Source organism: Tenacibaculum sp. Bg11-29, from assembly GCF_002836595.1.
Classification (GTDB): domain Bacteria; phylum Bacteroidota; class Bacteroidia; order Flavobacteriales; family Flavobacteriaceae; genus Polaribacter.
Genome location: NZ_PJBB01000003.1, coordinates 3,842,834 through 3,862,635 on the forward strand (window position 1 = coordinate 3,842,834; position 19,802 = coordinate 3,862,635).

General features: G+C 30.4%; 16 protein-coding genes. 14 read left to right on the plus strand and 2 right to left on the minus strand.

All coding sequences use genetic code 11. The features are described from left to right. Positions 1-544 precede the first annotated feature (544 nt). Positions 545-2,464 carry a leucine-rich repeat domain-containing protein gene (locus CXF68_RS17295; protein WP_101046360.1) on the plus strand — a complete coding sequence of 640 codons (1,920 nt, stop codon included), beginning with the start codon at positions 545-547 and terminating at the stop codon, positions 2,462-2,464. A gap of 297 nt (positions 2,465-2,761) precedes the next feature. Further along, a complete protein-coding gene (locus CXF68_RS17300) occupies positions 2,762-5,215 on the plus strand; it encodes a TonB-dependent receptor domain-containing protein (RefSeq protein ID WP_101046361.1) in 2,454 nt (817 codons plus the stop codon). Between the two features lie 426 nt (positions 5,216-5,641). Here the strand turns inward: CXF68_RS17300 and CXF68_RS20905 are convergent, their stop codons facing one another. Beyond that, entirely contained in the window at positions 5,642-5,818 is a 177-nt protein-coding gene (locus tag CXF68_RS20905; protein ID WP_028888803.1) for a hypothetical protein, read from the minus strand. Between the two features lie 151 nt (positions 5,819-5,969). Between CXF68_RS20905 and fumC the strand changes: the two genes are divergently transcribed. The 10 genes from fumC to CXF68_RS17350 all read left to right on the plus strand — a co-directional run bounded on the left by fumC (position 5,970) and on the right by CXF68_RS17350 (position 15,890). After that, positions 5,970-7,370, plus strand: a complete 1,401-nt coding sequence (gene fumC, locus CXF68_RS17305; RefSeq protein ID WP_101046362.1) for a class II fumarate hydratase — start codon at positions 5,970-5,972, stop codon at positions 7,368-7,370. Positions 7,371-8,128: 758 nt separating this feature from the next. Continuing rightward, a complete protein-coding gene (locus CXF68_RS17310) occupies positions 8,129-9,736 on the plus strand; it encodes a phospholipase D-like domain-containing protein (RefSeq protein ID WP_101046363.1) in 1,608 nt (535 codons plus the stop codon). A gap of 14 nt (positions 9,737-9,750) precedes the next feature. Further along, on the plus strand, positions 9,751-10,290 hold the full coding sequence (locus CXF68_RS17315; protein WP_101046364.1) for a hypothetical protein: 540 nt from the start codon (positions 9,751-9,753) through the stop codon (positions 10,288-10,290). Beyond that, positions 10,287-11,927 carry a GMC oxidoreductase gene (locus tag CXF68_RS17320; protein WP_101046365.1) on the plus strand — a complete coding sequence of 547 codons (1,641 nt, stop codon included), beginning with the start codon at positions 10,287-10,289 and terminating at the stop codon, positions 11,925-11,927. The genes CXF68_RS17315 and CXF68_RS17320 overlap by 4 nt, the downstream gene beginning before the upstream one ends. After that, positions 11,909-13,045, plus strand: coding sequence for a ferritin-like protein (locus tag CXF68_RS17325; protein WP_101046366.1), 1,137 nt, complete (start codon positions 11,909-11,911; stop codon positions 13,043-13,045). The genes CXF68_RS17320 and CXF68_RS17325 overlap by 19 nt, the downstream gene beginning before the upstream one ends. A 41-nt stretch (positions 13,046-13,086) precedes the next feature. Then, positions 13,087-13,650, plus strand: a complete 564-nt coding sequence (locus CXF68_RS17330) for a DUF1566 domain-containing protein (protein WP_101046367.1) — start codon at positions 13,087-13,089, stop codon at positions 13,648-13,650. Positions 13,651-13,760: 110 nt separating this feature from the next. Next, entirely contained in the window at positions 13,761-14,222 is a 462-nt protein-coding gene (locus CXF68_RS17335; protein WP_101046368.1) for an SRPBCC family protein, read from the plus strand. A 2-nt stretch (positions 14,223-14,224) separates the two neighbouring features. Continuing rightward, the gene (locus CXF68_RS17340; protein ID WP_101046369.1) at positions 14,225-14,626 is read left to right on the plus strand and encodes a hypothetical protein; all 402 of its coding nucleotides are present in this window, start codon (positions 14,225-14,227) and stop codon (positions 14,624-14,626) included. A 135-nt stretch (positions 14,627-14,761) separates the two neighbouring features. After that, entirely contained in the window at positions 14,762-15,274 is a 513-nt protein-coding gene (locus CXF68_RS17345) for a hypothetical protein (RefSeq protein ID WP_101046370.1), read from the plus strand. 28 nt (positions 15,275-15,302) lie between these two features. Continuing rightward, positions 15,303-15,890, plus strand: coding sequence for a TMEM175 family protein (locus CXF68_RS17350; RefSeq protein ID WP_157821985.1), 588 nt, complete (start codon positions 15,303-15,305; stop codon positions 15,888-15,890). A 105-nt stretch (positions 15,891-15,995) separates the two neighbouring features. Here the strand turns inward: CXF68_RS17350 and CXF68_RS20700 are convergent, their stop codons facing one another. Next, positions 15,996-16,172 (minus strand): hypothetical protein, encoded by a 177-nt coding sequence (locus CXF68_RS20700; RefSeq protein WP_157821986.1) that lies wholly within the window; start codon positions 16,170-16,172, stop codon positions 15,996-15,998. Between the two features lie 263 nt (positions 16,173-16,435). Between CXF68_RS20700 and CXF68_RS17355 the strand changes: the two genes are divergently transcribed. Next, entirely contained in the window at positions 16,436-17,329 is an 894-nt protein-coding gene (locus tag CXF68_RS17355) for an IS1595 family transposase (RefSeq protein ID WP_101042912.1), read from the plus strand. A gap of 583 nt (positions 17,330-17,912) precedes the next feature. Further along, complete coding sequence (locus tag CXF68_RS17360; RefSeq protein WP_101046372.1) at positions 17,913-19,187, plus strand: hypothetical protein; 1,275 nt, start codon at positions 17,913-17,915, stop codon at positions 19,185-19,187. Positions 19,188-19,802: the final 615 nt, after the last annotated feature.

Below are 19,802 nucleotides of genomic sequence, written 5' to 3' on the forward strand. Positions count from 1 at the left end.
TCCATAGAAAAAGTTAATAGCCTGTTTAATCTATCCAGAAATACAATGATAAGAAATACTGAGTGATAAATTACCCTATACATATTTACAAAACCTGTATATAAATTTTAGATATAACTGATAACCCCATTAACAAAATGTATAATCATTTGATGGATTATCTTCTTTTTTTTCACTCAAAATCTAATAATATTTGCTTATAAGAATCAATAAGTTAAAATGAATTTATGAAAAACATTGTAAAGCATTAAAAATTCTAATTTTTAATTTTTAATTATAAAACCCAAGTGTAATTAATAGCCATATTTATAGAGCTACTCATCTATAAAGCTTAACAACGTACAAATACCTAACGTTATAGTTTTATATTTTTTGTTATTAATCCATTTATAACCTACTTTAGCTAAGTAAATAATTATTAGTAAGTTATGAAATGTCGGAATTAGCTATGACGACAATAAATGATTATTCCTTTAAATTGTTATCCCTTTTAATTTTAAACCATACATCTAAAAACTATTAGATGTATTAAAACTTTTATATTATGAAAAAACAAATATTTTTTGTTAGTGTATTTTTATGCTTTTTTTTTACTTCTTATTCACAAAACATTGACTTTATTGATCCCGTTTTTAAAAACCATTTACTATCACTTCCATGTAACGCTAATGGAGATGGAGAAATAACAGTACAAGAAGCTCAAAATGTAGGTGATTTAAGATTTTTCAGAGTTGAAATATCAGATTTAACTGGTATAGAACACTTTGTAAACCTGCAAAGTCTTCATATAAGTTTTAGTAAACTAAAAAACATTAATCTTAGCCAAAACAAAAAAATAAACTTTCTAAGAATCGAAAGTAATCCTTTACTAACAAATATAAATCTTTCACAAAACAACTTATTAGAAGATGCCCTTTTAAATTTTAACAATCTTACTTCTATAGATGTTACAAACAATACCAGCTTAAAATATTTGGGTCTTATTAATAATAAAATTGCGAGTTTAAATGTTTCTAATAATAAACGACTTGAAGGTTTAAATGTTTCAGGTAATTTATTAACTCACATTGATATAAGAAACAGCGCTATAAAGCGTCTTAATTTTAGTAATAATCCTAATATTAAAAAAGCCCTTTTAACTGATAATGTATTTTCTCCACTAGAATTAAACCCAGGAGTTACACTTCCTACTTTTATGTCGGTAAATTATTCTTATTGTCCAAAATTAGAATTTATCTGTGTCGATCCCGTATACGTTCAAGAAGTCGAAAACAGAAAAACTGCTACAAATTATTTTGGAAATTATATCGTTAGCACTAATTGTAATGTAACATCAACTTGCCAAATCATCAATTTTCCTGATGCGAACTTAAAAACTGCTTTATTGGCAACTTCTCCCGCTATTGATACTGATGGTGATGGTGAAATCTGTATCGAAGAAGCTGAAAAACTCACGAATTTATCATTGCATAATAAAAATATAAATGACGCCTCTGGAATCGAATATTTTAAAAATCTAAAACTACTTTTTCTTTCTCAGAATAATTTAACCTCTTTAAATTTCACAAATAATACTAAATTAGAACAGTTATTTATCTTTCATAATAATTTAACCTCTTTAAATATTATAAATAATACTAAACTAGAAATATTACATGTAAATGATAATAATTTAACAAATTTAAATATTGATAGTAATTTGTCATTAAAACGGCTGGATGCTACTAATAATCAACTTTCGGTTATTGACATTAGCAATAATGTTAATTTAGAATCACTATATCTTACTAATAATAAATTAAAAAAACTTGACATTACTAACAATAACAGTAAACTAAGCGAAATAACAATAAGTAATAATCTAATATCAGAAATAGATATTAGAAACTGTTTATCTGCATCAATAGATGTAAATAATAACCCAAATTTAGAAAAAACTTTTCTTACTGGTAATCATAAATTTATAAATACAGTATTTCAAGGAAACTTAAATTTCACTTATTTAGGTTTAAGTAACTGCCCAAAATTAAACTTTATATGTATAGACCCTTCTGCTTTAAATAAAATGAAACAATATACAGACAATACATTAAAACTTTTAAATTGTACGGTAAGTAGTAATTGTACTCCAACTGTTCCTAAATTTAATGATCTCTTAATATTATCTCCTAATCCAACTAGCTCTTTTTTGACTTTAAGACCAAGAGACCCATCAATTAATGGAAATGCAGTTGTAACAGTTTTTAAAATCTCTGGTGAAATTGTAAAAAGAGTGCTTGTTAAATTCACTAGTAATACTCCAGAAGACGAAGAAATTAGTACTCCTTCTAACCAATCATCAGAAGCTCCTGGAGCAGATTCCGGATCTGTTTTAGTAGACGTAAGAGACATACCTGCCGGACAATACTTTTTAAGTGTACGAAACAATCTAAAACTTGTAACTACTCAGTTTATTAAGCTGTAATCTACCACTAACTTACTTCTATAGCTTTAAGGGCAATTGTGTAAAAACAATTGCCCTTTTATCATGTCTCTAATCTCATCTAGTAACATATCATCTCCTTTGATTGATTTTCAGATACAATAAAAAATATTATTACAAAACAATCAGACACCAACCTAGCCCCTTATTCTACAAGTACTTTCTTAAGTGAAAAAATTCAAAAAAAACAATTAAATTATTTTAACACTCTCTTAACAAAACCAGATTAAACCTTTAAATATTTTTACTGTCTTAAATATCTAATCAATTAAATATTCAATGAAAAAAATTACGCTTATTATTGTTATTTTACTCTCTATTTCAGCATTTTCCCAAAAACCTATTCGTAGTAATATTCCTAAAATAACGTTAACAGGAAAAGTTATTGAAGCTGACTCTAAACAACCGTTAGAATATGCTACTTTGGTATTAACCCATTTAAAAAGAAAACGAATTTCTGGAGGAATAACAGATGCTAAAGGGAATTTTTCAATTGAAGTTCCTAAAGGGATGTATGCTGTAAAAGTTGAATTTATAGGATTTAAAACTAAAAATCTTAAAAATCAAAAACTAATAGAAAACACCAACCTAGGCACAATTACACTTTCTGAAGATGCAGAAACTTTAAATGAAGTAGAAATAATTGCAGAAAAATCAACGGTAGAAATCCGTTTAGACAAAAAGATTTACAATGTTGGTAAAGACATGACTGTAAAAGGCGGTACAGCTTCTGATGTTTTAGATAATGTACCTTCTGTTAATGTAGATGCTGCAGGTGCTGTTAGTTTACGTGGTAGTGAAAACGTACGTATTTTAATTGATGGAAAACCATCTGCTTTAGTTGGTTTAACAGGTACTGATGCTTTAAGAAACCTTCCTGCTGATGCTATTGAAAAAGTAGAAGTGATTACCTCACCTTCTGCACGTTATGATGCTGAAGGAACTGCTGGTATTTTAAATATTATTCTAAGAAAAGGAAAAATAACGGGTTTTAATGGCTCTGTAAACCTTACTGTTGGAAACCCAGATATGGTTAGAGTTGCCCCAAACCTAAACTATCGTACAAAAAAAGTTAACTTATTCTCTAATATTGGCTATTCATATAGAAAAGGCCCAGGAAACTCTCAAACTTATTTCACCAATTTTAATAGTGATAATACTATTAAAAACTATAGAAATGAAGACAGGGTTTTTGATAGAAAAAACAAAAACTTCAATGCTTCTGTTGGTATGGAATATTACATAAATGATAACAGTTCTATTACTGGTAATTTTGTCTACAGAAAATCTAACGGAAATGATATTGCTACAAATATATCAACATTTGTTGATGAAAATAAAATTTTAACAGGAACTGAGACTCGTATAGAAAACGAAGACGAAAAAGGTACAGATAAACAATACTCCATAAACTACACCAATAAATTAAATAAAAGTGGCGAAAAATTAACCATCGATTTACAATACGGAGATAGTAACGAAATAGAAAAATCTCCTGTTTCAGTTAACGGAACGCTATCTGAAGACAATTCACAAATAACAAACTCTAAAGAAAAACTACTACAAATAGACTATGTATTGCCAATTGGAGAAAACAGTCAATTTGAAATAGGACATAAAGCTGCTTATCAAAATTTAGATTCTGATTTTAAAGTAAATATTTTAGATCCAAATAATAATTTCGATCCTTCAAATGCTATTACTTTTGATCAAAACATTTATGCTTTTTACACCCAGTATGGAAGTAAGATTAATAAGTTTTCTTATTTATTAGGGCTTAGAGCAGAAATAACAGATATCGATTTAGACGTATTAACTACTAATGAAAAATCTGATAAAAATTATACTGAATGGTTTCCTACCGTAAACCTTGGTTACGAACTAAACGACAATGAAAATCTTACTTTAGGTTATAGCAGGCGTTTAAGAAGACCACGTCACTGGTTTTTAAACCCTTTCGAAAGCAGAAGTTCTGCAACAAATGTATTTAGAGGTAATCCAGATTTAAACCCAACATTTACAAGTTCTTTCGATTTAGGCTACAACACAAAAATTAGAAAATTTAATTTAGGAGCTTCTTTATATTATAAATATTCTACGGATGTAATTCAAGGAGTATCTATTATAGAAGAAAGAAACGGAACCAATGTTTTTGTACGTCAGCCATTAAATTTAAATAATGAGAAGCGTTATGGATTTGAGTTTACTAGTAATTACAATCCAACAAAAAAAGTACGCTTATCGGCTAGTTTTAATTACTTTAAATTTAATACTGATGCTTTTTCATATACGCATACTGCACAAGATAATTCGCAAGTTACTACAAACTTAGCCGAGGTAAACGAAAGCAGTTGGTTTGCTCGTTTTAATGCTCGTATAACACTTCCTGCAAAAATAGAATGGCAAACACGTATAATGTATCGTGGACCACAAACAAATGCACAAAGCGATAGAAGCGGTATGTTTATGACAAACTTAGCTTTTAGTAAAGATATTTTAAAAGACAAAGCTTCATTGGTTTTAAATGTAAGCGATTTATTTAATTCTCGTAAACGAGAAAGCACTACGTATTATGGCGGTAGAGAAAACCCATCAACAATCTCTAACGGTGAATTTCAATGGCGTGAACGTCAAATATCATTAAGCTTCACCTATCGCTTTAATCAAAAGAAAAAAAGAGGAAGACCTCAAGGAGGAAGTCAAAATGATGGCGGAGGTGGTTTTGAAGGATAATATTCTGGGCGTTCGAGCGAGCTTTCATTACTCGCTTTTTAGACTGTGTGTATAAAAATACACACAGTCTAAAAGAGCTCAAACAAACCATTCAATCCCTAACGCAGTAGGCATAATTGAATTCTAATAGTTAGTCTCTGACCTCACAAGTTTTAAAAACCTGTGAGGTCTTTGTAATAGATTTCGACTGCGCTTAACCTGACATAACAACACTTAGTGTTTTATAAATAATAATTTAGTTTATCCAAAAATCGAATTCTTAATTAATAGCCTAGCCCTGATTGTAGCAATTGTTTTAGCTCTTTTTTTATTTTTCTCAAAAAAAGCGAGTGCGAAAAGCGGGAAATAGCTTCAAAAAATTATAAACACAATAAAAAGCTCGTTCAAATAAATGAACGAGCTTTTAGTATATATTTTTTAAAAAGACTATTCTAATTCTTGAGCTGCCTTTTTAGCTTCTCTTTTTAATTTAATGTTTTCTAAGATTGTTCCACCAATCCAATAAGGAACAACAAATGTTAATAAGAAAATTAACAACCAAAAACCTGTTGTAAAAATAAACATGAATAATACCAATCCTGAAAATTCTGAAAAATCTAACATTTTGTTTCTTACTTAATAAATTTGTTGTGCTGCAAAATTAAAACTATTTTTCTTTCCAAGCAATAAAATCTGATAAAAATCATCCACAAAAACTATAAGAATTTGTAATTTTGAAACTTAGTTAACATATATTCTTTTAAATCATTTTATAATGACAAAGTTCAGAATCGAAAAAGACACAATGGGGAACGTTGAAGTTCCTGCTGATAAATATTGGGGAGCCCAAACAGAACGCTCTCGTAACAACTTTAAAATAGGTCCTTCAGGCTCTATGCCTTTAGAAATAGTTTACGGTTTTGCTTATCTTAAAAAAGCTGCTGCCTACACAAATGCCGAATTAGGTGTTTTAGCTACTGAAAAAAGAGATTTAATTGCAAAAGTTTGTGATGAAATTTTAACAGGTAAGCACGATGATCAGTTTCCTTTAGTTATATGGCAAACAGGTTCTGGTACACAATCTAACATGAACTGTAATGAAGTTATAGCTAACAGAGCGCATGAAATTGCTGGAAAAGTAATTGGTGAAGGTGAAAAAACTATTCAACCAAATGATGATGTAAACAAATCGCAATCATCTAACGATACCTTTCCTACAGGAATGCATATTGCTGCTTACAAGAAAATTGTAGAAGTAACAATTCCTGGAGTTGAGCAATTACGTGATACATTAAAAGCAAAATCAGAAGCTTTTAAAGATGTTGTAAAAATAGGTCGTACGCATTTAATGGATGCTACTCCCCTAACCTTAGGTCAAGAATTTTCTGGTTATGTAGCACAATTAAACTTCGGTTTAAAAGCATTAAAAAATTCATTAGAACATTTATCTCAATTAGCTTTAGGTGGTACTGCTGTTGGTACAGGATTAAATACTCCAGCTGGTTACGATGTTTTAGTTGCTAAGTACATTGCAGAATTTACAGGTTTACCATTTATAACTGCCGAGAATAAATTTGAAGCCTTAGCTGCACATGATGCATTTGTTGAAACACATGGTTCTTTAAAGCAATTAGCGGTTTCTATTAATAAAATAGCAAATGATATTCGTATGATGGCTTCAGGGCCACGTTCTGGTATTGGCGAATTAATTATTCCTGCAAACGAACCAGGTTCTTCTATAATGCCAGGAAAAGTAAATCCTACGCAAGCAGAGGCAATTACTATGGTTTGTGCACAAGTTATGGGTAACGATGTTGCTGTTACCGTTGGTGGTACACAAGGTCATTACGAATTAAATGTATTTAAGCCAATGATGGCGGCAAACGTATTACAATCGGCTCAATTAATTGGAGATGCTTGTGTATCTTTTGATGTTAATTGTGCTGCTGGTATTGAGCCAAATCACGGTAGAATTACTGAGTTAGTAAACAACTCGTTAATGTTAGTTACTGCCTTAAATACCAAAATCGGATATTATAAAGCTGCGGAAATTGCAAACACAGCCCATGCAAACGGAACTACTTTAAAAGTAGAAGCTGTTCGTTTAGGTTATGTTACCGAAGCTGAATATGACGAATGGGTAAAACCTGAAAACATGACTGGCGGATTGAAGTAATCTTAACTTATTATATATTAAAAAAACCGCAATTTATAATTGCGGTTTTTTTTACACAACATTTAAATTATTTATTACTGCTTTTTCCCAGACTATTAACCTCTGCAAATAAAAAGCACGAGTGTCATTGCCCTACAAATTAAGTTTTTTATAATAAAAACTTCTCTCATACCTATATACATCACCTTCATAATCAAATAATAATCTGTAATAACATTTTTTTACAAACCCTATTATTTTTATCTCAAATTTGAAAAAACAATTACGGTTTTACCTTACTTAAAGTACGGTTTTTTCGTCTCTTTTTTTATTATTAAAAAGTATTTTTGAATTTAACAAAAAACAACAAAACACCTTACAACCTAGTTAAAAAAATACATAAAACAAATAAAATTACACATACAACAAGTATTAACTAATTTTAATAAACATATAATAACAAAACGTTGTCTAGAAATAATACCCATTCTACTAAGCACAACCTATTACTAGTAACTAAAATAAGAACTAACTAACCTAAAAATTATATGTATAAAAATATTTTTGAATTATTTTTTTCCTCTCACAATAGTCTTTTTTAAAAATTAAAGGGTAGAAATAATGACTATTGTTAATACCTCTCTAATTATTAACGCTAAAGAATAGCATTTATAATCCCTTTGCTAACGATAGTCAAAACACTAATACCAAACAAAAAGAACAATAAACTAACTAACTAACTAACTAACTAACTAACTAACTAACTAACAACAGAATTTATGAGATTAAGAAACGAAAAAGATGGTGTTTCATTACACGTAATAACAGGAACTCACGTTGTACTACTCTGTTTAGATGTAAATACTGAAGCCAGAAAAGAATTACTTGGTTTTATTTTAAAACGTAAAGATCTTTTAACAGGAAAAACAACGAACCTAAAAGGATTTAAAGAATTTGAAGCGCAAGAAAATAAAAGCGATTTAAACCTTATTCAAACTTTTTTTTGGGGTGATTATACTGCAAGTCCCAACACAACCTATCAATATTCAGCCACACCAGTTTATGGAACTCCAAAAAACAAAAAAGATGGAACTGAAATTATTGTAGAAATTTCTACAGAAAACCCTAATTCAGGAACACACGGGGTATTTTTTAATCGTGGTACTGTAGGGCAAGCTTACGCTAAAAAATTTGACAATAAAAGTCCTGATAAAGTACCTAATAATGAAGCCTACAAATGGTTATCAAGAGGTTTAGAAGAAGCTATGTTAACTTTTATTTCTGAAGCAAAAAATAAAGACTACTCATTACGAGTCGCAGCTTATGAGTTTGATCATGTACCTGTAATTCAAGCACTATTTAATGCTTCAGAAAAAGGCGCAGATGTAAAAATTATATACGATCGTTCAAAAAGAGGGCCATGGGAAAGTACAGACAAAGCAACAGCTAAAGTTCCTGGAGTTGAAAAATTAATGATTCCAAGGTCAGCAAACTCTTCTATTAAACATAATAAATACATTGTACTACTACATAAAGGAAAACCAATAGAGGTTTGGATGGGATCTACCAACTTTACCAAAGGAGGAATTTTTGGACAGTCAAATGTTGGACATATTATTAGAGATGAAAAAATAGCTGCTGATTATTTTAAATATTGGACACGCCTTTCTGAAAATCCAGAAATGAAAGAAATTCGTCCTGAAAATGATAAACATACACCAACTCCTTCAGGTAAGGTTGCTCAAGGAATTACACCAATTTTTAGCCCTAGAGAAGACTTAAGTGTATTAGAGTGGTATGGTCAACAAATAAAAGAAGCTAATAAATCTATTGGGTTTACAGCTGCTTTTGGCGTAAATCAAGATTTTGCTGAGATTATGAGTAAAGAAAACGAATCTTTACGTTACATTTTATTAGAACATGAAGGTAAAACATTTGATACTTTTAAAAATACTAAAAACAATAGAATAGCACTAGGTGCTATTTTAAACCAAAATGAGATAAACGAAGAAGGCTTAAAAAATTGGGAAACAGAACACCTTACAGGATTAAATGATCATGTAAAATACCTACATACAAAATACTTATTCTTAGATCCATTATCAGATGATCCAACACTAATAACAGGATCTGCGAACTTCTCTGAAGCTTCAACAAAAAATAACGATGAGAATATGGTTATTATTAGAGGGAATACAGAAGTAGTAGATATTTATCTTACTGAATTCTCTCGTTTATTTAACCATTATGAATTCCGAGATCAAATGGCTAATCACGGGCTCGATGAAGCATACTTTAGTGATTATTTAACTATAGATAACTCTTGGACAAACATTCACTTTAAAAAAGGCACGCAGCATTATATGGAACGTGAATTATATAAATAATAAAACCAGAAATTATGATAGGAGGTTCAGTTTCTAATGAACAAATTTCTGCAAGCCTAATATTTGCCGAAGGACAAAAACTAACACACGATAACAAAGAAGCTTTATGGAAAGTTTTTGAAGCCATTGGAGAAGCTTGGCAGAATACAATTTACGATTCAAATAACCAAAAAAGCTCATGGCTTGAAATGCTTAAAGCTAAAACTAATAACGCTCCAAATTACACTGGAGAATATGTTAATGCTATATATGTTTTAAATGAATTATATGCCCAATATGGCAAAAAACACGCCTTAAATAAATTGTTTTTTGAAAGTGGCATTGATAATAGTGCTCCACCTACAACGCGTTTAGCACATTGTAAAATATTTGTTGTTAATGAGTTTATAAGAATGCAGGTTACCGCAGGAGGTTTTAAAAGTTGGGGAGACGCAAATGGTGGAGAGCAAGCCAAAAATTATCATGGCTTTTTGGGAGGTACACGTTATAACCGTATACCTAGAGTTCGTGCTTTTGATGAAGATCCTGTTTATTCTAAAAAAGAAAACGTATGAAAAATAAATATGACTATATAATTGTAGGTGCTGGTGTAGCCGCTGCAACAGTAGCAAGAGGTTTATTACTACATAAACACGATACATCAATTTTAATTTTAGAAGCTGGCCCAGAAGTTAAAGCAAAAGACAGACGCTTTTGGTGGGATTATATAACAAAAGGTGAACGACCTTATACATATACATACGATCAAAAATTTGAAGCTGGTTCTACTGGAAATATAGAATACCAAACAGATGGTGTTCGTGTAAAAGCCTATGGAGGCTCTACAATGCACTGGGGAGCTTGGTCTTTACGCTTTAATCCAGAAGACTTTAATTTATATACCAATACAGGCCTTGGAGCTGATTGGCCAATAAATTACGAAGATTTAGAACCTTACTACAACGACGCTGAATCTTATTTATCAGTTTGTGGAGATGAAAATGAAAATTGGGTCCCAAGATCAAAACCATATCCTGTACCTCCATTTCAATGGACTGCCGCAGATGGCGAAATGATTAAAGCTTGGGAACAAGTGGATGTTAAATATCAAGACGGAGATATAAACCCAGGTACAAAAAGTAAAATAAAGTCTGGAAAAATGCCTGTTGCGCGTTATCGCAAATGTATGACCACAGGTACCTGCAAGTACTGCCCTATTGGCGGACGATTTAATGCGCAATATGTATTAGATGATTTAAAAAATGATCCTCGTTTTATAAACTTTGAAGTCTTAGTAAATTCACCAGTACATCATGTAAACGTAAGTTCAAAATCTAAGATAGATGCTGTTACTTTTACAGATAATCATAATGGTAAAGAACATACGATCGCTGGAGATACAGTAATATTAGCTTCTGGCGCTTACAATGTTCCTAAACTATTAAGAGCATCTAAAAATAACTACTGGAAAGATGGTATTGGTAACGACCAGGATTTAGTTGGGCGTTTTATAGTATCTCACTCTATGCTAAACGTAGTTGGTAAAGCAAAATCAAACCCTAACGGTTGGTTTCAAGAATATGATTTTCCAACGTTAATGTCACATAGCTACAACACTAAAGAGCATCAAAAAAAGGGTAAGATTTTTATGTTTAAAAACCGAGCTACACCGAATACTGATATTGCCCAACTTATGATTGACGGTAAAACACGTGAAGAGATTGATGCTATTGTTTATGGTAAAATGGAGGTTAATATTCAAGCTTTTCTTGAAGAGAAAGGAAAACATAGTAATCGCTTAGAGGCAAGGCCTGGAGTAGATCGTTTTGGGCTACCACAAACAACTGTACATTTTAGTCGTACAGATGAAGAAATGGCAAATGCTAAAGATCGTTTACAGTTATTAGAAGAAATTATACTGAAAATGGGCTTAGAAATCACCTCATCTAGAGTAGATAAACCAGGTGGCCATCATACTACCGGAACGGCAAGAATGGGAACATCGCCAAGTAATAGTGTTACAGATAAGTTTATGCGCGTACATGATACCGAAAATTTATATGTATGCTCAAATGCTGCTTTTCCTACAGGAAGTGCAGTAAACCCAACATTAACACTTACTGCATTAGCCTTTCGATTGGTTGACCACCTTACTAATCCTTCAAAATTAACAGAAACATCTAAAAAGAAAGAATGGGAACATCAACTATAAATTTTAAAAATAAATTTCAAGAGCAAGCTTCTAAAATTAACAATGTACAAGAACTTATAGCGCATTCTAAAAAAACAGCATGCGAAGAGCATGATGACAAAATGTTTATTTTAAAAGAACTGCTTAATAATGCCGTTATTCTTGAGTTCGCAACTATTCCTATTTATTTGCAAGCAATATGGACTATTAAAGATAATAAGTGCGAAGTAGCAAAATCTATTCGTAATATCTTTCAAGAAGAAATGCTTCATATGGCAATGGTTTGTAATATGATTGCCGGAATTGGCGGTGAACCAAAAATTTATAACACCGAAAACAGGTTGAGCTTTCCTTCTGGGCTTCCTGGAGGTGTACACCCTAAACTGTTTTTATATTTAGAAGGGTTAAACGACAGCTCTCTTCGTAATTTTATGGAAATAGAATTACCAGAAGAAGTTGCAGATATTTATGATTACGATTCAGGTGAATTGGTAGATATTGGAAACATACCTGATGAGAATGGAATTCTACAAAAAGGAAAGCACAATAAAGATTATTCGCACAACACAACTATTGGCGAATTATACGATCGAATTAATGAATTGTTTCAAGAACTTCAACCAGAGATGAATGTTGAACGTCAATTAGCTGGACCTTTATCTTGGTGGGTAATGGCAGATGCTAATAGCGTTTCAAAAGCCATCGATATGATAAAAGAACAAGGAGAAGGATCTGAAGATGTAACACCTGCAAGTACAGGAATGGATAATTTAGCTCATTTCTATCGTTTTTGGGAAGTTTTTTACCAAAAGAAAATTGTTCAAGAGGGTGACAAATATTACTTTAAAGATCCAAATCCACGTCCTGAAACCTACACTATTGCAAGAATTCCAAAAGGAGGATACAAAGAAGCTGATGTGACTAAAGAAGTATGGCACCTAACAAATAGTTTTGATGAAGTGTATACCGAATTAGTTAAGTTTTTAGAAGAAGCTTGGGCAATTGATGGAAGAGGGCAAGCTGCCTTAGTTAATGCTATCGAAGTAATGTTTAAGCTAGAAAAATATGCTTTACCATTAATGAAAATTCCAATTCCTGGGAAATCTGAAAATTACGGACCTAGCTTCAGACTTATTTAAAACAACCTCAACCAAACCAATAATTAATAAAAATTATAATAATGAAAAAACAACATATTTTATTCGCTTTTTTACTTTTTGCTACTTTTAATTTCTTTGCTCAAGGTAAGGATACATCAAAATATCATATAGGTCAGAATGTTTCAGAACTAGGAGGAATTATATTCTATTTAGATGCAACAGGTAAACATGGGTTAGTTTGTGCTCCTCAAGATCAAAGTACAGGTAGCCAATGGCATTATGGAGCTTTTACGAATACCAAAACTTTTGATAGTATTGTTGGTTCAGGAAAAGCCAATACAGAAAAAATTATTATAAGTCAAGGTATTAAACCATACGCTGCTCAGCTTTGTTATGATTTAAAATTAAACGGTTTTTCAGATTGGTATTTACCATCTAAAAAAGAACTAAGTCTAATGTTTACAAATATTGGCCGTGGTGCTAAATCTCCAAATAAAGAAGTTGGTAATTTTGCTAGTGATTTCTACTGGAGTTCTACAGAACTAGATCTCAACTTTGCTTGGGCTCAATACTTTTTAGAAGGTAATATATTTACCGATCTTAAAAACCATAGTTGTCGCGTTAGAGCTGTTCGTTCATTTTAATTACTTAGAAGGAATACTATTATTTGATATTCTGTAAAACTAAGCTTATAAAAACCTACATAATAAGGTTTTACAAAAATGTAACTAACAATAAATAAGACCATTATAAAATGAACACAAAAGAATATAAAAATTGGCGCGTAGTTGTTGTATGTGAACTAAATACCTCAGCTGCGAAGGCATGGTATCTAGTAGGAGGTTTTTACAATATCAATCAATGGCATCCAGATATTCCAATTTGTGAAGTTCAAGAAGAACAAGGAGAAGAAAGAGATATTCGTCGAAAACTCAGTTTCCCAGGGCAAACACCAACCTGGGAAGAACTAGTTTTTATGGATAATGAAAATATGCGCTATAAATACAAATGGCATAAAGGTGCATGGGGAGAAACAACACAAAAATACCATGCTCAGATTCAAGTTATAGAAACTGAACTAGACAAACGTTGTTTGGTACAATGGTCTTCTAAATTTTATGCTACTGAAGATGGGCTAACGCAATTTTATCAAAATGGATTTGAAAGTTTGATAAACAAATTTGGAGGAAGATTAATCAATAACAAAAACATATAAAAATGGGAAGTTTCGTAGAAATTAATGATACACTAGAATTAACCACCGATCAGGGATTTCCTGTAACTATTTTTCAATTAGAAAAACATAAAAAGCACCCTATTACTTTAGAGGATGTTAAAGGAAAAGTCTTTGAGTTTAAAAACAAACCAAGTGCAAGAATTTTTCAAATGGATCCTGTACGAGTATATTTTGTACACAATATAGATGGAAAATGGCTTTTCTGGGGACGTGTTCTTATTCAATCTCAGCATATTTATAAAGCATTAAGTGCTGATGGTACTTGGGATGGTGAGTCGTGGCAAACTGATGGTACTTATACTATTTTAAATGTATACGATCCTGAATACCAACATACATTTACTTTAAATGAAGCACCAGATGATCGAAATTATTATAAATAAAAGCACTATTTAATTTTAGTAACACTTAGTATTTTCAATGTCTATTTTGAATACTTAAATAGACATTGAAAATTATTACTAAAGAATAGAAGTTATAATAATTCTAAAATTTTACACGCTACCTAAAACAGAAACATGAAAAAAATATTTATCCTGCTTATTGTTTTTTTAGTTATCTCTTGTAATTCTGAGAAAACAAAAAAAGCAATAACAAAAGAAACTCCTACTAAATTAATTAAAACAGCTGATAATTTTGATTGGTTATTAGGTAAATGGAAAAGAACTAATGAAGAGGTTGGTAAAGAAACCTTTGAGAATTGGAAAAAAGTAAGCAAAACTGAATATATCGGGTTTAGTTATACAACTCAAAATACAGATACCATATATCAAGAAAAGTTTAGCCTTATAAAATCTAATGGTAATTGGGATTTTAAAATTCAATTAAAAGGAGAGTTAACACCTTCTTCCTTTAAAATGACAAGTTCTAATTCTAAGGAATTCATTTGTCAGAATAATCTAAAAAATTATCCTAATAAAAAACTCGATTCTCCTAATAAAATAAAGTATTGGAAAAAGGGTGATGAAATATATGCTACTATTTCTGGAAAAAAAATAAATATTCAATTAGACTTCGAAAAAATTAAATAGTTTTTTAAAAGTATTAATGTTCTTCATAATGAAAAATGAAATGACCTCCGAACGATTAGAAGCTTTTAGTGATGGTGTACTTGCCATTATTATTACGATAATGGTTTTAGCATTAAAAGTACCAAAAGATTATACTGTAGAGAGTCTTATAAAAATACTGCCTACTTTTATTAGCTATTTTGTAAGTTTTTTATACGTTAGTGTATACTGGGTTACCCATCATCAATTATTTAAAATAACTAAGAAAATAAACACACAAACTTTATGGGCAAATTTAAATCTACTATTTTGGTTATCTATTATCCCATTTACAACTGATTGGATAGGAGACGGAAATCATCATACTGATGTTATTCCCGTTATTTCATACGGAGTTGTATTGTTAATGTGCCATTTATCGTTTATTTTTTTAAGAAAAACCGCTATTAAACTTCATGGTAAAACATCTGAAATAGGTATTTATTTAAATAAAAAAACGTTAGATATTGCATGTTTCTTTATTTATACTTTTGGTTTATTATTTGTTTTTTTTAATGTATATGTTGCTATGGCTTGCTTTTTATTAGTAGGAGTACTTAAAGTAATAGAACTAAATATTACCGCTATAAAAGAGTAACAGAACTAATATAAAATAAGAAACAGTAATTTTAAATACCTAAAAATCCACAACAAAACGTTGTGGATTTTTTTTATTGTTACTGTTTAAAATAGCTTGTGCTAACTACGCTATATCGGTACTTACTAAATAGCTTGCTGTTTCGTTTTCTGATGGGTTATGTACCAATACATTTACGTTTGTTCCGTTAACGCCTTCGGCTAATAACCATTCCATTGCTTGGTTGTTTATAGCACCACCTTCTAACTCAACCATATTACCTTCTAAAGTAGTTTCGTTCATACTTAAATCAAACTGCAACGGCACTACTCCCCTATTTTCAAAACTTATATAAGTACCTGTTATAAATGGCAGTGTAGTTATTACTTTGGTTTCATTTGGTGCTACGTTGCCTACAAAATCGCTTAATTTATTATTTCCAGAACTCCAACGATAGCTGTACTGCGATCTTTTAGCTGGTTGATCGTTAAATACTAATTGTGCTAAATTATTTAGAGGTCAGTATATAAGTTCATATCTTTAAAGTCAACGAATATAATGTTATTATGAATATTTTTAAAGGCCAAAACCTTCTAGAGTTTGCTGATCGGTTCAAAACTAATGAAGATTGCAAGGAATATTTGGCAGATATTAAATGGAAAAATTGTTTTCAATGTGTTAAATGTGGTCATAAAAAGGCTCAAATAAGAAAGGATTTCTCACGTACTTGCAATATTTGTTCTCATCAGGAATCTGCAACGTCAAACACACTTTTCCACAAAGTTAAATTTGGAGTTAGAAAAGCTTTTTTCATTGTTTTTGAAATGAGTACAAGTACAAAAAGTCTTTCTGCAAGCTATGTTTCAGTTCGTTTTAGTGTCACAGAAAAGACAGCACGTTTATTTATGCTTAAAATTAGAGAGGCTATGAAAAGTAGTGGAAATAATCCTATGACTGGGATTGTTCATGTTGATGAGTTTGTTCTAGGTGGTCGTGAAAAAGATAAAGTGGGCAGAAGTTATAAAGCAAAGAAAAAGAAGGCTATAACTGCTGTTGAGCTAACTGAAGATGGAAAAGTAAAAAGAATGTATGCAATGAGAATCGAAGATTTTTCAGCTACTTCTTTACAATATATTTTCGTGAATCATATCAGTCGAGAAGCTAAAGTGATAACTGATAAATGGAGAGGCTACAGACCTATTGCTAAAGCCTATGATATTACCCAAATTGAAAGTAATGGAGGTATGAACTTTAAAGCTCTTCATACAATGATTCATCAAGTGAAATCTTGGATAAGAACAACTTACTCTTGGGTAAGTGACTTTAACATAAACAGATATTTTAATGAATTTTGTTTCAGAATTAATCGCTCACAAAGCAAAGAAACAATATTCAATAACTTAATAAGAAAAATGGTTGAAAAGGGTAAAGTACATCACGAACAAATTATATGTAGATAACTACTGACCTCTAAAGAAGCTATTAAAATTGCTAACAAAAACAAAACTGTTGAAATAGCCAAAGAGCTTAAAAAAAATGGCGTTGATAACAAAACAATTGCATTATCAACAGGGCTTTCTGTTAAGGAGGTTGAAAAGTTAAAAGTTTAGTTTTTAAGGCTTCGTAATTTCTTATAATCTTATTATAAAATACTTAAAATAACAAACGCTAGCTCTTACAAGTGCAAGCGTTCTGGTTGGTGTTATTATACTATTTTACAACACATATATTTCACTTCTATTATCTTTGCATTCTTTTCCTACTCATGCTGTCACAAGCAAAATGCTCGCGGTAGCAAAACGATTAATTCAGTTTAATTTTAGTAATATCTTTAGCGTTTTTTCAACGATTACTCTCTTTATTTTCGAGTTTCAGAGCATTCTAGCAGTAAAACTAGAGAAATTTATACGCATCTTCTAATTAATAATTAAAAAACAATAATTAAGTTCCTTAAATTAAATATATTAGTGACCATAAAACAGAAATAAGAGCACCTTTTATTGTAAAAGGTGCTCTTATTTAATTGTTAGCCAAAATTAAAAAATGACAGAAAACAAAACTACTTTTACTGGTGAATTAATATTATATGCAGGTATATTATCTTCTTTAACTGGTATAGTATCCAATCTAACTGAAATAATTAACTCTAATCTGTCTAAAACTTTATTGGTTATTGGAATTTCATTTGTTATCTTATATTTATTAGTAAAACAAAAGAAGAAAAAAAAAATAAAGAATATTTTTTTTATACTATCTACAACAATTGTAATAATTATTAGTACAGTATTATGTCTTTATTTATATGGTTTCATCAATCGAAAAAACACAAAATGTTTATTTGGAAATAATTATATATCAATCGGAATTTCAAAATTTGATGATTCAAATGAAAATTTCTCATCATTAGCTTACGAATTTATTAAAGAAGAAAATTTATCAGATTCAATCTACAAAATCCGAAAAATTGATAAACACTTTTTCTCAAAAATCCCTGATTCTTCTTTCAATAAAACACTTGACTCTTTATGTTTAAAAAAAGGACTTATAATTTCAGGAAAATATAACTCTAATGAAAAGTTATTTTATTGTAAAATAAAAATCAGAAATTTGTATAACAGGAGAGATTCACTTCTTGTTAATAAATTAGTAACATTTAGAAACCCTGATTTACACGAGTTTTCAATGGATTCTCAAGCACAAATATTGGTAGATTTTGTACTTGCTATTTTGTCATTTTCTGAAATGAATTTAGAAAAATCTGAAAAACTTTTTTCTAATTGTATTAAAGAAAACAAAAATAAATCAAATAAAAAATTCTTATCAGATTGTAATATTTTTTTAGGAGATATTCATTCAATAAATAATCAAGAAGAAAAAGCTTTGAATTCATATTTAAATGCTTTTAAGTTAAGAGAAAACGACAATCTCCTTTTTTCGATAATAAACATATACTTAAAGCAAAAAAAGATAAAAAAAATTAAGAAATATATAAAGAAAATAAAAGACATAAGAAAATTTGATATTTCAAGTATTAGGAAAAAATTAAAGTTATTAGAACTTGAATATAAAAAAACAAAAATATCTAAAAAAACAACAGAGAAGATGACCGTTCCTCCTCAAGGTTCATTTAAAGTAAAAGGAGTAATTGTAAATTATATCTCTGTAACAACCTATAATCATAAGGAAAGAGTTTTTTTTATATATCAGTCAACTGAAAGTAAATTTGGAATTTTTGACTCATATGGAAGAGTAATTAGAATGCCTGATTTCAAAAACATTAATGAAGCTAAAAAATTTATTAATCAAATAACATCATAAAAACTTTCGCTAATCGAGTAGACGGTTCCGACTAAAATAGTCGGAATGCGCCTCTCACACCACCGTACGTACGAGTCTCTATACGGCGGTTCGTAAATCATCACACCAAAGCTCTTTTCACCATTGGCACTATCTTCTAGTTTAGGTATAGGCTACAACTAGTGCTTCTGTACGAATTTTGAAGAGAATTACGTTCAGTCCTTCCCTACTCGTGAGACCATCTAAGGTGTTTCCTCAACTCGTTTCCCATAGGTACCATGACTTCTGCTGACTTCTCTACTTAACCAACTCGTGGTTGTAAAAGCTAACCGTTGCACAAGCCTATAGTTTTATAAAAACAGCAATAAAACAAGCCCTTTTTAGGGCTTTCATTTTTTTCTCAGGCTTTCTAAAAACTAAAATTAAGTGAGCTTAAAACAAACACCTGTTTGTTTTTAAAAACATATTTAGATAATATGTAAACCGAAAGGCAGAGCTCCTTTTAATTGCTTTGATTATTAATCCTAACCGTAAAAAAAGAAAGGTTCTTCCTTACTTTTTTTACGGTTTTTTAATGCCTTTTCTCTTTTTCATGAAATACATTTGTAAAAAAAAGCAATGTTCTTTTTACAAAGA

Excerpts from the sequence above, each read along its gene's own strand:
- CXF68_RS17335 (WP_101046368.1), top strand. The coding sequence starts at position 13,761 with ATGAACACAAAAGAATATAAAAATTGGCGCGTAGTTGTTGTATGTGAA.
- CXF68_RS17310 (WP_101046363.1), top strand. The coding sequence starts at position 8,129 with ATGAGATTAAGAAACGAAAAAGATGGTGTTTCATTACACGTAATAACA.
- CXF68_RS20905 (WP_028888803.1), bottom strand. The coding sequence starts at position 5,818 with ATGTTAGATTTTTCAGAATTTTCAGGATTGGTATTATTCATGTTTATT.
- CXF68_RS17315 (WP_101046364.1), top strand. The coding sequence starts at position 9,751 with ATGATAGGAGGTTCAGTTTCTAATGAACAAATTTCTGCAAGCCTAATA.
- CXF68_RS17325 (WP_101046366.1), top strand. The coding sequence starts at position 11,909 with ATGGGAACATCAACTATAAATTTTAAAAATAAATTTCAAGAGCAAGCT.
- CXF68_RS17360 (WP_101046372.1), top strand. The coding sequence starts at position 17,913 with ATGACAGAAAACAAAACTACTTTTACTGGTGAATTAATATTATATGCA.
- CXF68_RS17300 (WP_101046361.1), top strand. The coding sequence starts at position 2,762 with ATGAAAAAAATTACGCTTATTATTGTTATTTTACTCTCTATTTCAGCA.
- CXF68_RS17320 (WP_101046365.1), top strand. The coding sequence starts at position 10,287 with ATGAAAAATAAATATGACTATATAATTGTAGGTGCTGGTGTAGCCGCT.
- CXF68_RS17355 (WP_101042912.1), top strand. The coding sequence starts at position 16,436 with ATGAATATTTTTAAAGGCCAAAACCTTCTAGAGTTTGCTGATCGGTTC.
- CXF68_RS17345 (WP_101046370.1), top strand. The coding sequence starts at position 14,762 with ATGAAAAAAATATTTATCCTGCTTATTGTTTTTTTAGTTATCTCTTGT.
- fumC (WP_101046362.1), top strand. The coding sequence starts at position 5,970 with ATGACAAAGTTCAGAATCGAAAAAGACACAATGGGGAACGTTGAAGTT.
- CXF68_RS17350 (WP_157821985.1), top strand. The coding sequence starts at position 15,303 with ATGAAAAATGAAATGACCTCCGAACGATTAGAAGCTTTTAGTGATGGT.
- CXF68_RS17340 (WP_101046369.1), top strand. The coding sequence starts at position 14,225 with ATGGGAAGTTTCGTAGAAATTAATGATACACTAGAATTAACCACCGAT.
- CXF68_RS17330 (WP_101046367.1), top strand. The coding sequence starts at position 13,087 with ATGAAAAAACAACATATTTTATTCGCTTTTTTACTTTTTGCTACTTTT.
- CXF68_RS17295 (WP_101046360.1), top strand. The coding sequence starts at position 545 with ATGAAAAAACAAATATTTTTTGTTAGTGTATTTTTATGCTTTTTTTTT.
- CXF68_RS20700 (WP_157821986.1), bottom strand. The coding sequence starts at position 16,172 with ATGAACGAAACTACTTTAGAAGGTAATATGGTTGAGTTAGAAGGTGGT.